Annotated in this window: 13 protein-coding genes; 5 read left to right on the top strand and 8 right to left on the bottom strand. The window is 73.0% G+C overall.

Annotated elements, in window-relative coordinates:
- Positions 1-122 precede the first annotated feature (122 nt).
- The 5 genes from ACIBW6_RS07365 to ACIBW6_RS07385 all read right to left on the bottom strand — a co-directional run bounded on the left by ACIBW6_RS07365 (position 123) and on the right by ACIBW6_RS07385 (position 4,551).
- Complete coding sequence (locus ACIBW6_RS07365) at positions 123-203, bottom strand: putative leader peptide (protein ID WP_350203226.1); 81 nt, start codon at positions 201-203, stop codon at positions 123-125.
- A gap of 213 nt (positions 204-416) precedes the next feature.
- Positions 417-1,145 (bottom strand): DUF2993 domain-containing protein, encoded by a 729-nt coding sequence (locus tag ACIBW6_RS07370; protein ID WP_399057569.1) that lies wholly within the window; start codon positions 1,143-1,145, stop codon positions 417-419.
- A gap of 840 nt (positions 1,146-1,985) precedes the next feature.
- On the bottom strand, positions 1,986-3,419 hold the full coding sequence (locus tag ACIBW6_RS07375; RefSeq protein ID WP_399057571.1) for a hypothetical protein: 1,434 nt from the start codon (positions 3,417-3,419) through the stop codon (positions 1,986-1,988).
- Between the two features lie 5 nt (positions 3,420-3,424).
- Entirely contained in the window at positions 3,425-3,679 is a 255-nt protein-coding gene (locus tag ACIBW6_RS07380; RefSeq protein WP_356491679.1) for a MoaD/ThiS family protein, read from the bottom strand.
- A 35-nt stretch (positions 3,680-3,714) separates the two neighbouring features.
- Positions 3,715-4,551, bottom strand: a complete 837-nt coding sequence (locus ACIBW6_RS07385) for an alpha/beta hydrolase (RefSeq protein ID WP_399057574.1) — start codon at positions 4,549-4,551, stop codon at positions 3,715-3,717.
- A 211-nt stretch (positions 4,552-4,762) separates the two neighbouring features.
- Between ACIBW6_RS07385 and ACIBW6_RS07390 the strand changes: the two genes are divergently transcribed.
- Entirely contained in the window at positions 4,763-5,569 is an 807-nt protein-coding gene (locus ACIBW6_RS07390; protein WP_399057576.1) for a response regulator transcription factor, read from the top strand.
- A 53-nt stretch (positions 5,570-5,622) separates the two neighbouring features.
- Complete coding sequence (locus ACIBW6_RS07395) at positions 5,623-6,645, top strand: LacI family DNA-binding transcriptional regulator (protein ID WP_399057578.1); 1,023 nt, start codon at positions 5,623-5,625, stop codon at positions 6,643-6,645.
- A 16-nt stretch (positions 6,646-6,661) separates the two neighbouring features.
- Here ACIBW6_RS07395 and ACIBW6_RS07400 read toward each other — a convergent pair whose 3' ends face one another.
- On the bottom strand, positions 6,662-8,425 hold the full coding sequence (locus ACIBW6_RS07400) for a trypsin-like serine protease (RefSeq protein WP_399057580.1): 1,764 nt from the start codon (positions 8,423-8,425) through the stop codon (positions 6,662-6,664).
- Positions 8,426-8,697: 272 nt separating this feature from the next.
- On the opposite strand from ACIBW6_RS07400, the gene ACIBW6_RS07405 reads away from it, so the two are divergent.
- The 3 genes from ACIBW6_RS07405 to ACIBW6_RS07415 all read left to right on the top strand — a co-directional run bounded on the left by ACIBW6_RS07405 (position 8,698) and on the right by ACIBW6_RS07415 (position 12,474).
- The gene (locus tag ACIBW6_RS07405) at positions 8,698-9,906 is read left to right on the top strand and encodes a S1C family serine protease (protein ID WP_399057582.1); all 1,209 of its coding nucleotides are present in this window, start codon (positions 8,698-8,700) and stop codon (positions 9,904-9,906) included.
- A 412-nt stretch (positions 9,907-10,318) separates the two neighbouring features.
- Entirely contained in the window at positions 10,319-11,053 is a 735-nt protein-coding gene (locus ACIBW6_RS07410) for a response regulator transcription factor (protein ID WP_399057584.1), read from the top strand.
- On the top strand, positions 11,050-12,474 hold the full coding sequence (locus ACIBW6_RS07415; RefSeq protein WP_399057586.1) for a sensor histidine kinase: 1,425 nt from the start codon (positions 11,050-11,052) through the stop codon (positions 12,472-12,474). Before ACIBW6_RS07410 ends, ACIBW6_RS07415 begins: the two co-directional genes overlap by 4 nt.
- Before the next feature lie 63 nt (positions 12,475-12,537).
- Here the strand turns inward: ACIBW6_RS07415 and ACIBW6_RS07420 are convergent, their stop codons facing one another.
- Together ACIBW6_RS07420 and ACIBW6_RS07425 are read right to left on the bottom strand one after the other, a co-directional pair.
- The gene (locus tag ACIBW6_RS07420; protein WP_399057588.1) at positions 12,538-13,734 is read right to left on the bottom strand and encodes a DUF2993 domain-containing protein; all 1,197 of its coding nucleotides are present in this window, start codon (positions 13,732-13,734) and stop codon (positions 12,538-12,540) included.
- Between the two features lie 153 nt (positions 13,735-13,887).
- The gene (locus ACIBW6_RS07425; protein WP_399057590.1) at positions 13,888-15,789 is read right to left on the bottom strand and encodes a bifunctional metallophosphatase/5'-nucleotidase; all 1,902 of its coding nucleotides are present in this window, start codon (positions 15,787-15,789) and stop codon (positions 13,888-13,890) included.
- Between the last annotated feature and the right edge of the window lie 122 nt (positions 15,790-15,911).

A 15,911-nucleotide genomic window follows, 5' to 3' on the forward strand; every position in this document is an offset into this window, starting at 1 on the left:
GGGGCATGCGGGATTTCGGTGCGCGGGGTGGGCGCGGGCGACCCCGAGTGGCATCGATCGGCGTGATCGGCTCAGGGGGTCCGGGAGAAGGCGGGTGCCGGCCGAATGGCTGGGTGTCCCGCTCAGACAGTGCGACAGAGCATGGCGGCGACGCGGCACAGGTCTACTGCCCGCCGCTTCGTGAGGTCCGCCTGTCGCTTCATGCGTCCGATCGTAGGGACGCATCGGCGGCCGTGTCACCGCCGTGTCGAATCCTGAGACGTATTCATCCGAATGGCGAGACCAGGCCGCGTCCGGAGCGGCCCTCGCGGCGGCGCGGGGCGGCGGGGGCGGCGCCGGCACCTACAGGGTGGACGACGCCGTCTCGAAGTGCGGACGTGGGCGCTCGCTGCCGTGCGCGCTCCCCGCGTGCGTCCCTACCCGACCAGGTCGAGGTTCGAACCCTTCACCGTGATCTCGACGCCGTCCGTGACCGGGGCGACCTTGTCCAGCTCGATGCCGGCCGGAAGGTCGTCGATCGCCTGCTGGAAGTCGGTGACGGCCCGGATCCGGCTCTCGGCCAGTTCGAGGGCGCCGGCCTTGGGCAGGCTGTCCGCGCGGGCCGAGACCTTGCCGTCGGTGACCTTGATGCTGCTCAGCACGGTCGGGTGCAGGGTGCCCACCGGCGTGTTCACGGTGACCGCCACCTTGACCTTGTCGCCGCCGCCGTACGAGAGGCCGTCGATCCGCGCGGTCACGCCCGGGGCGACCTGGGCCGCGTCCTGCTTCTTCACGGCCTTCAGCAGCTCGGCGTAGGAGATCCGGGCGGTACCGGTGGCCGTCTCGGCCGTCGCCGAGCTGTAGCTGCTGTCGAACTTCACGCCGTGCATCTCGGCGTCCAGGTCGGCGATGCGGATGCTCTCGCCGCCGCTCTTCGCGTCGTAGTCCTTGATGCCGATCCGGACGTCGTCCAGGCTGCCGGCCGCGACCTGGGTCAGGAACGGGAAGCCCTCGATGCTCACGTCGGGGGTGTCGGTGAGGCCCTCGCTCGTGCGCAGCTTGTCCGCGGCCTTGTTCTCGGCGAAGTTGACCGCGACGCGGTCGGCGATCACGAAGAGGCCGCCGACGATGACGACGAAGATCAGCAGTATTCGCAGTGCGCGCATGGCCTTGGGGCTCCCCCACGTCTGTGTGTCCCCGGCGCTCCGTGTCCCCCCGCCGGGGTGAATCATGCGGCGAGCGTACGTCGCCGCTGCCGCGGGGTGGCGGGGGTGGTCCCGCTTGTACCCAACTTGTCGATCAGGCCCCTGCCACCGTCCGGGCCGCCGGGGCTTCTCGCGCAGTTCCCCGCGCCCCTAAAGGCGCACTGCGTGCGCCCCCTGTTTGTCTGCCCGCCCGGTGGGGGCTGATCGCGCAGTTCCCCGCGCCCCTGAAGGCGCACTGCGTGCGCCCCGTTTGTCTGCCCGCCCGGTGGGGGCTGATCGCGCAGTTCCCCGCGCCCCTAAACGGCACACTCCGTGCGCCCCCGTTTGTCTGCCCGCCCGGTGGGGGCTGATCGCGCAGTTCCCCGCGCCCCTAAACGGCACACTCCGTGCGCCCCGTTTGTCTGCCCGCCCGGTGGGGGCTGATCGCGCCGTTCCCCGCGCCCCCGAGATGCGCACTGCGTGCGCCATCTCATCGCGCCCCTGAGGCAGCGGCGAAGCCGCAAGCCTCCAGGGGCGCGGGGAACGGCGCGAGAACCCCCACCGGCCCGCACCCGAAAAACCACCCGGGGGCGCGGGGAACTGCGCAACCAACCCCCACCGGCCCGCACCCGAAAAACCACCCGGGGGCGCGGGGAACTGCGCAACCAACCCCCACCGGCCCGCAGCCGAAGAACCACCCAGGGGCGCGGGGAACTGCGCAACCAACCCCCACCGGCCCGCAGCCGAAGAACCACCCAGGGGCGCGGGGAACTGCGCGATCAGCCCCCACCGGGCCGCGCCCGAGGATCTGTGAACGAGCGGCTAGCTCAATGCTCGGCCGAGCAGATACACCGCCGGAGCCGCCGCGGCCAGCGGAAGCGCCACCCCCGCCGTCATGTGCACGAACCGCGACGGATAGTCGTACGAAGCGACCCGGTGCCCGACAAGCGCACAGACCCCCGCCCCCACCCCGAGCAACGCCCCACCCGCCCCGAACCCGCTGACCCCGCCGACCGCGACCCCCGCCCCCGCGGCCGCCAGCAGCGACACCACCACGGAGGCCACCGCGGGCAGCGGCAACGCCCGCGCCACGACCGCGACGGCCACGGCGACCCCGCCGACCGCTACCGCGTCCGGCTCCGCCGCGAGGTGCCCCGAGGCCACGATGGCGAGCGCCGCCGAGGTGACGGTCGCCATCAGCCCGTACATCCGCTCGTCCGGCGACGCGTGCGAGCGCAGCTGGAGGACGAGCGTGAGCAGCACCCAGACACCGAGCGTGCCGAGGATCGCCGCGGGCCCGTTCTCCCGCCCGGCGGCGAGCAGCGCGACGTCGGCGACGACGCCGCCCAGGAACGCGAGGGCGATGCCCTGGCGGGCGGGCCACATGCCGTTGAGCCGGAACCAGCCCGCGGCCGTGACCGCCTGCAACAGCACCAGCGGCACGAGCAGCCCGTACGGGCCGACGGCCGCGCCGCCCGCCAGCAGCAGGCCGAGCACGGCCGTCAGCGCGGCGGGCCGGATGCCCGGCTCGATGATCGGCGAACGGCCCTCGGCCCGGGCGCGCTGGGCGTCGGTGACGCGGGTGTTGCCGGTGGTGGTGGCGGCGCCGTAGGCGGGCCCGTCGGCCGGTCCGGACGCGGCCTGCGCGACCTGCGCGACCTGCGCGGGGGCGGGTGCCGGGTCGGACTGTCCCCACTCCTGCTGCCGGTCCTGCTGCCGGCCCTGCTGCGGCGCACCCTCGGCCGCGCGCTCGGGGGCGTACCCCTGCGGCGGCAGATACGGCTGCGGGGCGGGCGCGGACGCGGGCGCCTGGGCGGGCTGCACCTGGGTGTCCCAGGTCTGCGCCTGCCACTGCTGCGTCTGCGGCTCCTCGTACTGCTGCGCGCCGTACTGCTGCTGCCCGGCGTACGACTGCTGCCCGTATGCCTGCTGCCCGTATGCCTGCTGCCCGCCCTGCTGAGCCTGCCCGTAGGACTGACCGTCGTAGGACTGACCGCCGTGGGAGTCCGACCCGCCCTGGCCGGCCTGCCCATAAGCCTGACCGTCGTAGGACTGCCCGCCGTACGACTCCGGCCCGCCCTGACCGGCCTGCCCGTAAGCCTGCCCGTCGTAGGACTGACCGTACGACTGACCGTCGTAGGGCTGACCGCCGTACGACTCCTGCCCGTACGGCCGCCCGAACTGGTCGTACTGCTCGTGCTGCTGCCCGTACGGCGGCTGTCGCCGCGGATGCGGGTACTGCTGGTCGTTGCTCATCGGGGTCACCCTCCTGCGAACGGCGGGAGCACCTCGACCGTGCCGCCCTCGGCAAGCCGTACCGTCTCATGCCCGCGCGTGCCCACGGGGTCCCCGTCGATCAGGAACGAGGAACGCTGGAGCACCCGGACGAGATCGCCGGGGTGCCGCTCGCGGACCGCCGTCAGAGCCGCGGCCAGGGTCTCCGCGTCGTACGGTTCCTCCGCGACGCCGGCGGCCGCCTTGGCCGCCGCCCAGTAGCGGATCGTGCCCTGAGCCATGTCGGCGACTCCTCTCCTCGTGTGCGGTCGGCGTCCTATTGTGCGGCACCCGCCGGGACGGCCCACGCCGCGATCCGGTGGAGCAGCGCGTCGCTCGCCGCGTTCTCCGCGTGCCCCATCCCCGGCTCCAGCCACAGCTCGGCGCCGCCGTCCGCCGCCGCCGCGGCCAGCATCCGGGGGTGGTCGACGGGGAAGTACGGGTCGCGGTCGCCGTGCACCACGAGCAGCGGCGTCGGCGCGATCAGCGGGACCGACTCGACCGGCGACAGCGGGACCGGGTCCCAGACCCCGCCGGACCAGGGCTGGATGCGGGTGCGCAGCCCGAGACGGCCCACCATCCGGCCCGTCGGTCGCGTCACCACCCAGTGCAGCCGCCGCATCGGCGCCGTCCCCCGGTAGAACCACCGCGCCGGGGCGCTGACCGCGACGACCGCGTCCGTCCGCGCTTCCGTGCGCCCCCCGTGCGAGGCGGCGTGCCGCAGCACCACCGAACCGCCCATCGAGAACCCGACCGTCACCACGCGCGCGTGGCCGAGGCTGCGCGCCCACGCGACGGCCGCCGCCAGATCGAGCACCTCGCGGTCGCCGACCGTGGAGCGCCCGCCGGAGCGCCCGTGGCCCCGGAACGAGAACGTGACCACGGCCGCACGCTGCGCGAACACGCCCGCGGCGCGCCGTACGTGCGGCCGCTCCAGATCCCCGGTGAACCCGTGCGCGAGCACGATCACCGGGCCCTCGCCGGGCACCGGACCCGGCGCGTACGCGGCGTCGATGGCGATACCGTCCTGTGTACGGAGCATCACGCGCCGTGGTCGTTCAGTGATCGGCCGCACAGAAGATCCGCTCTTTTCACCTGCCCGACCCCAAGTCATGTGGGCTATTGTGCTGGGCAGAGGACTCGGGCAAAGCAGCCCCCGGGTCCTTTTGTGCTTTCAAGAGCAGAGCACCACCCGAGCACCACACAGCTCCACCAGCATCACGAAGCAGTGCCGCAAACGTCCTCGCAGGGACCGAGGAGGAACCAGACGTTATGGGCGAGCGAACCGTGCACGAACACAGGACGACCCGGGCAGGTGGGGCGCGATGAGTTCCTTGCTGCTCCTGACCAACGCCCTCCAGCCGTCGACGGAGGTGCTCCCCGCCCTCGGCCTGCTGCTGCACTCCGTACGGGTGGCTCCCGCCGAGGGACCCGCTCTCGTCGACACCCCCGGTGCCGACGTCATCCTCATCGACGGCCGCCGCGACCTCCCGCAGGTGCGCAGCCTCTGTCAGCTGCTGCGCTCCACCGGGCCCGGCTGCCCGCTGGTCCTCGTCGTGACGGAGGGCGGCCTCGCCGCCGTCACCGCCGACTGGGGCATCGACGACGTGCTGCTCGACACCGCGGGACCGGCCGAGGTCGAGGCGCGGCTGCGCCTGGCCATGGGCCGCCAGCAGATCGTCGCCGACGACTCCCCCATGGAGATCCGCAACGGCGACCTCTCCGTGGACGAGGCGACGTACAGCGCGAAGCTCAAGGGCCGGGTCCTGGACCTGACCTTCAAGGAGTTCGAGCTCCTGAAGTACCTGGCCCAGCACCCGGGCCGGGTGTTCACCCGCGCCCAGCTGCTCCAGGAGGTGTGGGGGTACGACTACTTCGGCGGCACCCGGACCGTGGACGTCCACGTCCGGCGGCTGCGCGCCAAGCTCGGCCCCGAGCACGAGTCGCTCATCGGCACCGTGCGCAACGTGGGCTACCGCTTCGTCACACCGGAGAAGCCGGAGAAGACCGCCGACAAGACCGCCGAGCAGAGGGCCTCGGGCACGGCCGCCAAGGACGAGACGACCGCCGCAACGGGCGAAACGGACAGTCCGGGCGCCGTGCGGGCCCAGGCCGCCGCCGCCGAGCGGTAGGAACGCCTCGCACGCCCTGCCCAGGGCGGGTTCCATCCGCGTAGACTCCGCGCGTGGCCAAGGTGACTCGGGACGACGTGGCGCGACTGGCGGGTACTTCGACCGCCGTCGTGTCCTACGTGATCAACAACGGACCCCGGCCGGTCGCCCCGGCCACGCGCGAGCGCGTGCAGGCCGCCATCAAGGAGCTGGGGTACCGGCCCGACCGGGTCGCCCAGGCGATGGCGTCGCGCCGCACCGACCTCATAGGCATGATCGTGCCGGACGCGCGCCAGCCGTTCTTCGCGGAGATGGCGCACGCGGTGGAGCAGGCGGCGTCCGAGCGCGGAAAGATGGTCCTCGTCGGCAACTCCGACTACGTCGGCGACCGCGAGGTGCACTATCTGCGCGCCTTCCTCGGCATGCGGGTCTCCGGCCTGATCCTCGTCAGCCACGGCTTCGACGACCAGGCGGCGGCCGAGATCGAGGCGTGGGACGCGCGCGTCGTCCTGCTGCACGAGCGGCCCGAATCGATCGACGACGTCGCCGTCGTCACCGACGACATCGGCGGCGCCCAGCTCGCCACCCGTCACCTGCTGGAGCACGGGAACGCGTACGTGGCGTGCCTGGGCGGCACCGCGGAGACCCCCTCCGTCGGCGACCCGGTCTCCGACCACGTCGAGGGCTGGCGCCGCGCGATGCAGGAGGCCGGCCACTCCACGGAGGGCCGGCTCTTCGAGGCGCCGTACAACCGCTACGACGCGTACCAGGTGGCGCTGGGTCTGCTGGCCGGGCCCGACCGGCCGCCGGCCATCTTCTGCTCCACCGACGACCAGGCCATCGGGGTGCTGCGGGCGGCGCGCGAGCTGCGCATCGAGGTGCCGGGCGAGCTGGCCGTGGCCGGGTTCGACGACGTCAAGGAGGCGGGGCTCACCGATCCGCCGCTGACCACCGTCGCCTCGGACCGCTCGGCGATGGCGCGGGCCGCCGTCGACCTGGTCCTCGACGACGGGCTGCGCGTGGCGGGATCGCGACGGGAACGCCTGAAGCTGTTCCCGTCGCGTCTGGTCGTGCGTCAGTCCTGCGGCTGCGCCTGACCCCCGCGGGCCCCGCTCAGAACAGCAGGTTGTACTGGTTGAACCCGGTGCCCAGGCTCTTGCGCGCGCCGAACAGGTCGCTGGAGGCCTTGTTGGTGCCCGGGTAGAGCCACAGCGTGCCGCCCGAGTCGCGGGCCATGACGTCGGCGACGCCGTCCCCGGTCACGTCGCCGTTGGCCACGTACGAGGAGAAGTTCCAGCCGGTACGGGCCTGGATGCGGGCCGCCCACGGGGTGTGCTCGACCTGCGTGCCGCGGTACAGGTACAGCACGCCGGAGCTGTTGCGCACGAGCAGGTCGGCCTTGCCGTCGCCGGTCAGGTCGCCGTGGCCGAAGAGCTTGACGCCCTTCCAGGACTTGTCGACGACCTTGACCTTGCCGTAGAACTCGCCGTCGCCCTTGCCCGGGTAGAGGTAGGTCGAGCCGTCCGCGTCGACCGCGACGAGGTCCGGGCGGGCGTCGCCGGTCATGTCACCGGGGACCGCGTAGGACTTGTAGCCGCCCCACACCGAGGTGATCTGCTTCCACGCGAACTCGCCGGCGGCCGCGTCGTAGGCGTCCCGGTACAGCTTGCCGTCGACGGAGTCACGGACGATCAGGTCCTGGTAGAAGTCCCGGTCGAGGTCGGCCTGGAGCGCCCAGCTGGAGGTCTCCCAGCCGCTGCCGAGGTAGGAGCGGGTGGTCAGCGAGGTGCCCTTGCTGTCCTGCTCGAACAGGCCGCCGGAGGGGGTGCGGCCGAGCAGGTCGGCCTTGCCGTCGTAGGACAGGTCCGTGTCGTCGATGCGGGGCTGGGCCGCCCAGACGTACGGGGCCACCTTGGTGAAGACCGGGTAGGCGCCCTTGGCGGTGCAGCCCGCGACGCCCCACGAGACGATGCCGACGACGCGGCCGCCCACGATCACCGGGCCGCCCGAGTCACCGTTGCAGGGGCTCTGGGTGCCCTCGTCGGTGCCGCTCGCCGGGGTGCCGGCGCAGAACATCGAGCCTTCGAGGAAGTCGTCCTCGCCGAGCACCGTGCGCATCGCGCTGTCGCAGGTGGAGTCGGCGACCATCGGCAGCGTCGCCTTGCGCAGCGTCGCCGACAGGTCGGAGCCGTCGGCGCCGGAGGTCAGGCCCCAGCCGTAGACGGTGGCGGAGGTGCCGGCCTTGTACGAGGCCGTGTCGTTGCTCTGGGTGAGCCGCTCCCACTGCTGTCGCAGCGGGCGGTCCAGGGTGAGCACCGCGATGTCGCTGTGGGCGGTGTCGGCGTCGAACCCCGGGTGGGTCCACTGGCGCCAGACGCCTGCGACGGTGCCGCTGGTGTCGTCGAGCAGTCCGGAGGCTCCGGCGACGATCGCGCCGTTCGCCGTCCAGTCCAGGCCGGCGACGCAGTGGGCCGCGGTGAGGACCTTGTTCGGGGCGACCAGGGTGCCGCCGCAGAAGTAGCCCTCGTCGGTGGCGCTGTCGTAGTAGGAGAGCTGGACCATCCAGGGCGCGGACGAGATCGGCGTCTGCGTGCCGCCGATGATGAACGGCGTCGCCTTGGGCTTGTTCCGCGGGGTCGCCTGGCTCCTGGCGGCCTCGACGGCCCGGTGGCGCAGCTCCTGGTCGGAGGCGGCCGGGGCCGGGTTCGCGGACCGGGCCGCGACGTTCGCGTCGGGCAGTCCGGGAGGGGCGCCGGCCGCGCCGGCGGGCTGGGCGGCGAGGACGCCGGCGCAGCTGAGCGCCAGGGCGAGGCCGGCCGAGGCGGTGGCGGTGGCGGTGGCAGTGCGTCTGCGACGGCCGCGAAGGGCACGTATCACTCAAGGCTCCTGATGAGGTGGCGTTGCTCGGTGCGGGGGGAGCGCGAGGTGGGGGGCGCGCGGGGATCGTAGGCCCCGCGCGCCCCCTGGGACACGGGGTTCCTGGCGGTCGGCGGAGTATTGGCCGGGCGCCTTCCTGGAACTCATCCGCAGGTAACCCGCCGTTCGCCGGGCCCCGCCCCGGGCCGTCTTTATTTCGGGCAAACAGGGTTCTGCCGTGACTCTCAGGGCACGCTCAGCCGACTCTCATGTACGCGCCACACGCTTGTCCCATGACCGAGAGCTTCCGCCGCAGCGGCGAGTATCCCCAGTCCACCGAAGGCCCCGCCGGCGCCCACGGGCCCGCACCGCAGCACCCGCCGTACGCCGGGAGCGCGTACCCGGCCCCGCCGTCGTACGAGCCCGCGGGGGTCGCGCCGGGACAGCCGGTGTGGGCGGCGGACGGGCTGGGCGGGCACGGCACGCATAACGGCCAGGGCGGCCAGGGCGGCCAGGGCGGTCACGGCGGTCACGGCGGTCACGGCGGTCACGGCGAGGGGTACACCGCCTCGTTCGCGGCTCCCGGGCCCGGGCAGCCCTCCGCGCCGAAGCGGCGCAAGCGGCTGCGCGGACCGGTCGGGCTGCTCGCGGCCGTGGCGGTCGCGGCGGCGGCCGTCGGCGGCGGCACCGCCTACGCCTTCCAGGAGCTGAGCGGCCCGGACACCACCGCCTCCAGCGCCACCAGCACGAACGTCGTGCCCAGCAGCCAGAAGGGCACCGTCTCCGGCGTCGCCAAGGCCGTCAGCCCCTCGATCGTCGAGGTGAACGCGACGCTGTCGTCCGGCTCCTCCACCGGCTCGGGCGTCATCGTCACCGGCGACGGCGAGATCGTCACCAACAATCACGTCGTCTCGGGCGCCTCCTCCGTCAAGGTGCGCACGAGCGACGGCAAGTCGTACACCGCCGAGGTCGTCGGCACCGACGCCAAGAAGGACCTCGCGCTCATCAAGCTGCGGAACGCCTCCGGCCTCAAGGCCGCCACGCTCGGCGACTCCGACGGCGTCAAGGTCGGCGACCAGGTCGTCGCCATCGGCTCGCCCGAGGGCCTGACCGGCACCGTCACCAGCGGGATCGTCTCGGCGCTCGACCGGGACGTCACCGTCTCCACCGACGAGGGCCAGCAGCAGCAACAGCAGCGGGGCGGCGGCGGCCAGTGGCCGTTCGAGTTCGGCGGCCAGGAGTTCAACGGCGACACCGGCTCGTCCACCACGACCTACAAGGCGCTCCAGACCGACGCGTCCCTCAACCCGGGCAACTCCGGCGGCGCCCTCATCGACATGAACGGCAACATCATCGGCATCAACTCGGCGATGTACTCGGCCGCTTCGGACTCCTCGTCCTCCTCGTCGAGCGCCGGCAGCGTCGGTCTCGGCTTCGCCATCCCCGTCAACACCGTCAAGGCCGACCTCGCCACGCTGCGCGCCGGAGGCGCCGACAGCTGACCACGGCCCCCACCCGGGAGGACCCACCATGACCCCTACCGCGCACGCCGACCGGTCTGACCGATCTGACCGATCTGACCAGCCCGCCCGATCCGCCCGGTCCGACCAGCCCGTCCGATCCGACCGGTCCGACCAGCCCGTTCGATCCGACCGGTCCGACCAGCCCGTTCGATCCGACCGGTCCGACCAGCCCGTCCGGTCCGTCCGGTCCGTCCGCCACCCCGCCGGGACCCCCGCGGGCCCCGCCGACCTCGGCCTGGCCCGCGCGGTCGCCGCCGCGCTGCACCGGCCCGCCACCCGCGCCCCCGAGGTGGCGCCCGCGGCGGCACGCCGCGCCGTACGCGGCCGCCTTGCCGCCGTGCGAGGCTGAGAGCCGGCCCCGCCCGCACCCATCGTGAAGGAAGCGCAGCCCATGAGCCCCGCCGAAGGCGACCGCGACCCGCACCGCATCCTCATCGTCGACGACGAGCCCGCGGTGCGGGAGGCACTCCAGCGCTCCCTCGCCTTCGAGGGCTACGGCACCGAGGTCGCCGTCGACGGCGCCGACGCGCTGGAGAAGGCGGCCGCCCACCGTCCGGACCTGGTCGTCCTGGACGTCCAGATGCCGCGCATGGACGGCCTGACCGCGGCCCGGCGGCTGCGCGCCACCGGCTCGACCACCCCGATCCTGATGCTCACCGCGCGGGACACCGTCGGCGACCGGGTCACCGGCCTCGACGCGGGCGCCGACGACTACCTGGTCAAGCCGTTCGAGCTGGACGAGCTGTTCGCCCGGGTCCGCGCGCTGCTGCGGCGCAGCGGGTACGCCTCCGCGGCGGTCGCCGAGATCGACGGTTCCGACGTGCTGTCCTTCGCCGACCTGCGCATGGACCTGGCGACCCGGGAGGTCACGCGGGGCACGCGCACGGTCGAGCTGACCCGTACCGAGTTCACGCTCCTGGAGATGTTCCTGGCCCATCCGCGCCAGGTCCTCACCCGCGAGCAGATCCTCAAGGCGGTCTGGGGCTTCGACTTCGAGCCGTCGTCCAACTCGCTGGACGTGTACGTGATGTACCTGCGGCGCAAGACGGAGGCCGGGGGCGAGCCGCGGCTCGTGCACACGGTGCGGGGCGTGGGGTACGCGCTGCGTTCCGGCGGGGCCGAGTGAACCGGGTGCTGCGCAGGCTGCGCGGGCTGCCCCTGCGGTCACGGCTGGCGCTGCTGGTGGCTGTCGCGGTGGCGGCGGCGGTGGCGGCGGTGGCGGTGACGTGCTGGTTCCTGACGCGGGCGCAGTTGATGACGCAGCTGAACGGTGACCTGAAGCAGCAGGTCAGTTCGGTGAAGCCGAGCCAGGTGCTGTCCATCGCGAGCAACTGCCAGAGCGGCGGACCGGCCGGTGAGCACGCCCTGCCCGGCCCGACGATCCAGGTCATCACCGCCGAAGGTCAGGTGTGCACGTCCCCGGGCGACACCGCGATCCCGGTGCAGGCAGCGGACCGGGAAGTGGCCCATGGCACCCGGGAATCGGCGCTGCACACCACGGACGACGCGGACGGCAAGGCCATGCGGGTGTTCACCGTCCAGCTCTACCGCGAGCCCGGCATCCGGTACGAGAACACCGCGGTGTCCATCGCCAGCCCGCTGGCCGAGGTCACCGAGCCCCTCACCACCCTGGCCTGGGTCCTGCTCCTGGTCGGCGGCATCGGTGTCCTCGGTGCCACCGCCGCCGGCCTCTGGATCGCCCGGACCGGGCTGCGCCCCGTCGACCAGCTCACCGACACCGTCGAGCACGTGGCCAGGACGGAGGACCTGACCGTCCGCATCCCGGTCGAGGGCGACGACGAGATCGCCCGGCTCTCCGCGTCGTTCAACTCGATGACGGCCTCCCTCGCCTCCTCCCGCGAACTGCAGCAGCAGCTCATCGCCGACGCGGGCCACGAGCTGCGGACGCCGCTGACCTCGATGCGGACCAACATCGAACTGCTCACCCGCAGCGAGGAGACGGGCCGCGCGATCCCCCCGGACGACCGCAAGGCGCTGATGGCGTCGGTGAAGGCGCAGATGATCGAGCTGGCCGCGCTCATCGGCGACCTCCAGGAGCTGTCGCGCACCGGGCTGGCCGGGAGCGAGGGCCCGCTCAAGGTCGTGTCGCTGCACGAGACCGTCCGCACGGCCATCGACCGGGCCCGGCTGCGCGGCCCCGAACTGAACATCGACGCCGAACTGGCCCCCTGGTACGTCCGCGCGGAGCCGGCGGCGCTGGAGCGGGCGATCGTGAACCTGCTGGACAACGCGGTGAAGTTCAGCCCGCCCAGGGGCACGGTCGAGGTGCGGCTGATGCGCGGGACGCTGACCGTGCGGGACCACGGCCCCGGCATCCCGGCCGACGAACTCCCGTACGTCTTCGACCGGTTCTGGCGGTCGCCGACCGCTCGCGCGCTGCCCGGTTCGGGGCTCGGCCTGTCCATCGTGGCCCGGACCGTGGAGGCGAGCGGCGGCGAGGTGGCGCTGGCCGCGGCGGACGGCGGCGGCACGGTCGCCACCATGCGGCTGCCCGGGGCGCCCACCCCGCCGCCGGACATTCCCTGACCCGTAGCGGACCGCCGGTTGATCCCGTGACCCGGCCCCGGAGCCCGCGCCCCGGCCCGGCCCTCAGCCGCCCACCGACAGCCCCGCCCCCGACAGGTCCACCCGTATCCCGTCCTTCTCCACGCGCACGTCGCGCAGCCGCACGTAGCCGTCGTCGCCCGGCAGCTTCGGCAGCCGGAAGGCGAGGGAGAGGCGGTCGGCGAGTTCCGGGCGGGTCAGCTCGGTGAGGCCGTTGAGCAGGGCCGGGTCCAGGCCGAGCTTCTCCAGGAGCCAGGGGTGGTCGAGCGCGATGTCGATCAGGTTCGTCCGCATGAGGCCTCGCACGAAGCGGGGCGAGCCGGTCACCTCGCTCACCTTCGCGTCCCCGCGCAGGGCGGCGCGGACGGCCGTCGGCGGGACGCCGGCGCGGTGCACGAGCGCGGGGATCGCCAGCAGCCGCTTCGCCTTGTCGCTCTCCTCGGTGATCCGCCGCACCGAGCGGGCCGTCAGGTGCAGGCCCTCGTCGGCCCGGGTGCCCGGCCGGTAGGTGGCGAGGTCGCCGATGTCCAGGCGCATGCCGTCGATGTCGGTGGATATGCCGGACGCGCCGAGCCGGCGGATCGTGGCGTCGGCCCGCACCTTCACCTCGTGCCCGGCGACCGGCAGGGTGCCGCGGGCCAGCACCCGGTCGTGGCCGTGGCCGGTGAAGGTGACCTGGGAGGCGCCCAGCTCCCGGTTCAGGTCGGCGAAGCTGAGCAGGACCTCGCCGTGCATCGCGTCGACGTGGGCGCCGCTGATGTCCGTGAGCCCCGAGCCCTCGATGCGTACGTCGCGGGCGGTCGCCGAGACCTTCGCGAGGGTGACGCGGTCGGCGGCGACGTCCGGGACCGTGACCTTCATCTCGTCCACGCGGCGGTCGGCGAGCTGGGTGAGGAAGGGGAAGCCCCCGATCTCCACCTCGGGCGCCGCGGTCAGCTTCAGCTCCTTCTTGAGCTGCTGCGCGGCGCGGTGCTCGGCGTACAGCACGGCCCAGCGGTCGGCGAGGGCGAGGAACGCGGTGAGGACGAGGACCGCGACGACCCCCTTGACCAGCAGCGGGAGCCCGGCGAAACGGTTGCGGCGGCGCCTGCTCCGCCCGTGGTCGGGCGGCAGCCAGTCGTCGTCGGGATCGTCCGCGACGGGTGGGTCCTCGTGCAGCACGTCGTCGAGCGGGTTGTCCGCGAGCGCGGCCAACTCCTCATACGGATTGCGGGCGTTGGCCATGCGGTGGGGGGTACGCATCGGGTGATTCCACCACACACCCCCACCCCGCGGGCAAACAACCTTCACCGCTGCCGATGACACCGGGGTGACGGACGGCGGGTGGCCCACGGTCCACCGTAGGCCACCCGCGCGTTCCTTCCGTTCGGGGTCCGCGTCATCCCCGGTTCATGGTCACTTCACGAGCGTGATCCGGTCGGCCTTCGGGGGTGCGATCGGCTCGGCGGCCGAGGAGTTGGCGGTCAGGTAGTCGTTGAACGCCTTCAGGTCGTCCGCGCCGACCAGCGGGTTCTTGCCCTGCCCGAGGGCCGTGAAGCCGTCGCCGCCGCCCGCCAGGAAGGAGTTCATCGCGACCCGGTAGGTGGCGGCCGGGTCGATCGCCGCGCCGTTCAGCCGGATCGTGCCGGTGACCACGCGCGCCGCGCCCGCCTTGGTCATGTCGAGCGTGTACGTCAGCCCGGCCGACGGCTGGAGGATCTTCGGCGAGGCCTCGTTGGCGCCGCTGACCTGCTGCTGCAGGGCCTGGACGAGCTGCGCGCCGGTCAGGTCGACGAGGTTGACCGTGTTGCTGAACGGCTGCACGGTGAACGCCTCGCCGTACGTCACGACCCCGTCGCCCTCGGCACCGCTCGCCTTGAACACGAGGTCGGAGCGGACCCCGCCCGGGTTCATCAGGGCCACGCTCGCCTTGGGGTCCAGGGTCTTGGCGTGGGCGAGCTGGGCGTCCGCGATGAGGTCGCCGAGCGGCTCCTCCGGCGTACCGGCGCCGCGGCCCGGGATGTCGCCGGAGATGTAGCCGACGGCCTGGTTCGAGACGGGCGCGGCCAGCTTGTTCCACCGGCTGATCAGCGCGGTCATGTCGGCGGCCTTGGGCTGGGTGCGCGCGACGACGTGGTTGGCCGAGACGGGCGCCTTCGGGCCGCCCTTGTGCGAGGCGCCCGGCTTCACGGCCGTGCGGACGATGTCCTTGGTCCGGCGGTCGTAGGTCAGCGTGGTGTCCGTGTAGAGCTTGCCGTAGGAGGACGCGGACGTGACCATGCGCGGGGTGCCGGAGGGGTCCGGGATGGTGCACACGTAGGCGTTGTGCGTGTGGCCGGTGACGAGCGCGTCGACCTTAGGGGTGATGCCCTTGGCGATGTCGACGATCGGGCCGGAGACCCCGGAGCCCGCGCCCGCGGCGTCGCAGTCGTAGTTGTACGCGGACGAGGCGGGCACTCCGCCCTCGTGGATGAGGGCGACGATCGACTTCACGCCCTGCTTGTCGAGGATCTTCGCGTACTTGTTGACGGTCTCGATCTCGTCGTGGAACTTCAGGCCCTTGACGCCCTCGGCCGACACGATGTTCGGCGTGCCCTCCAGGGTGACGCCGATGAAGCCGACCTTCACGCCGTCGTGCTTCCACACCCAGTAGGGCGCGAGGATCGGCTTGCCGGTCTTCTCGTCCGTCACGTTGGCGGCCAGGTAGGGGTAGTCGGCGCCCTTGAAGGTGCGGCCGTCCTCGTAGCAGCCGTCCTTGGGGTGGCAGCCGCCGTTCTGTATGCGGGCCAGTTCGGTGGCACCCTCGTCGAACTCGTGGTTGCCGACCCCGGTGACGTCCAGGTCGAGCTTGTTCATCGCCTCGACGGTCGGCTCGTCATGGAAGAGGCCCGACAGCAGCGGGCTCGCCCCGATCAGGTCACCGGCCGCGGCCGTGACGCTGTAGGGGTGCCCCTTGCGGGCGGTGCGCAAGGAGGTGGCCAGGTACTCCACGCCGCCCGCGTCGACCTGCTTCGTGGTGCCGTCCGCCTGCACCTCGCTGACCTGCCCGGACGAACCGGCCGGCGGCTCCAGGTTCCCGTGCAGGTCGTTGAAGGACAGCAACTGCACGTCCTGGTAGCGGCTCTGTCCGTGGTGGCCGCCACCGTGGCCGCCGTGGCCGTGGCCGCCGTGACCGTGGCTGCCGTGGGCGGCGCCCGCGGGGAGCGCGGCCATCAGCGCTCCGGCGGTGGCGAGGGTGGCGACGGCGCCGAGCGCGGCCTTGGCGCGGCGGCGGAGCGGCCGAGGTCCTGGTCTGCGTCCCTGTGGCGTGACGGGCATACGTACGTCCCCCCGAAAGCGGAAGATGGCTGCTGCGATGACAGCCGGAAGCCTAGGGTCAACGCGCGTAGCGCAACAGGGGGTTGCCGGTTACGAGCTGGTTGCCGCCGGGCGGCCCCGGG

This window comes from Streptomyces sp. NPDC049813 (genome assembly GCF_044465085.1).
GTDB lineage: Bacteria > Actinomycetota > Actinomycetes > Streptomycetales > Streptomycetaceae > Streptomyces.

Excerpts from the sequence above, each read along its gene's own strand:
- ACIBW6_RS07380 (WP_356491679.1), bottom strand. The coding sequence starts at position 3,679 with ATGGCTCAGGGCACGATCCGCTACTGGGCGGCGGCCAAGGCGGCCGCC.
- ACIBW6_RS07375 (WP_399057571.1), bottom strand. The coding sequence starts at position 3,419 with ATGAGCAACGACCAGCAGTACCCGCATCCGCGGCGACAGCCGCCGTAC.
- ACIBW6_RS07425 (WP_399057590.1), bottom strand. The coding sequence starts at position 15,789 with ATGCCCGTCACGCCACAGGGACGCAGACCAGGACCTCGGCCGCTCCGC.
- ACIBW6_RS07385 (WP_399057574.1), bottom strand. The coding sequence starts at position 4,551 with ATGACTTGGGGTCGGGCAGGTGAAAAGAGCGGATCTTCTGTGCGGCCG.
- ACIBW6_RS07370 (WP_399057569.1), bottom strand. The coding sequence starts at position 1,145 with ATGCGCGCACTGCGAATACTGCTGATCTTCGTCGTCATCGTCGGCGGC.
- ACIBW6_RS07420 (WP_399057588.1), bottom strand. The coding sequence starts at position 13,734 with ATGCGTACCCCCCACCGCATGGCCAACGCCCGCAATCCGTATGAGGAG.
- ACIBW6_RS07405 (WP_399057582.1), top strand. The coding sequence starts at position 8,698 with ATGACCGAGAGCTTCCGCCGCAGCGGCGAGTATCCCCAGTCCACCGAA.
- ACIBW6_RS07365 (WP_350203226.1), bottom strand. The coding sequence starts at position 203 with ATGAAGCGACAGGCGGACCTCACGAAGCGGCGGGCAGTAGACCTGTGC.
- ACIBW6_RS07390 (WP_399057576.1), top strand. The coding sequence starts at position 4,763 with ATGAGTTCCTTGCTGCTCCTGACCAACGCCCTCCAGCCGTCGACGGAG.
- ACIBW6_RS07410 (WP_399057584.1), top strand. The coding sequence starts at position 10,319 with ATGAGCCCCGCCGAAGGCGACCGCGACCCGCACCGCATCCTCATCGTC.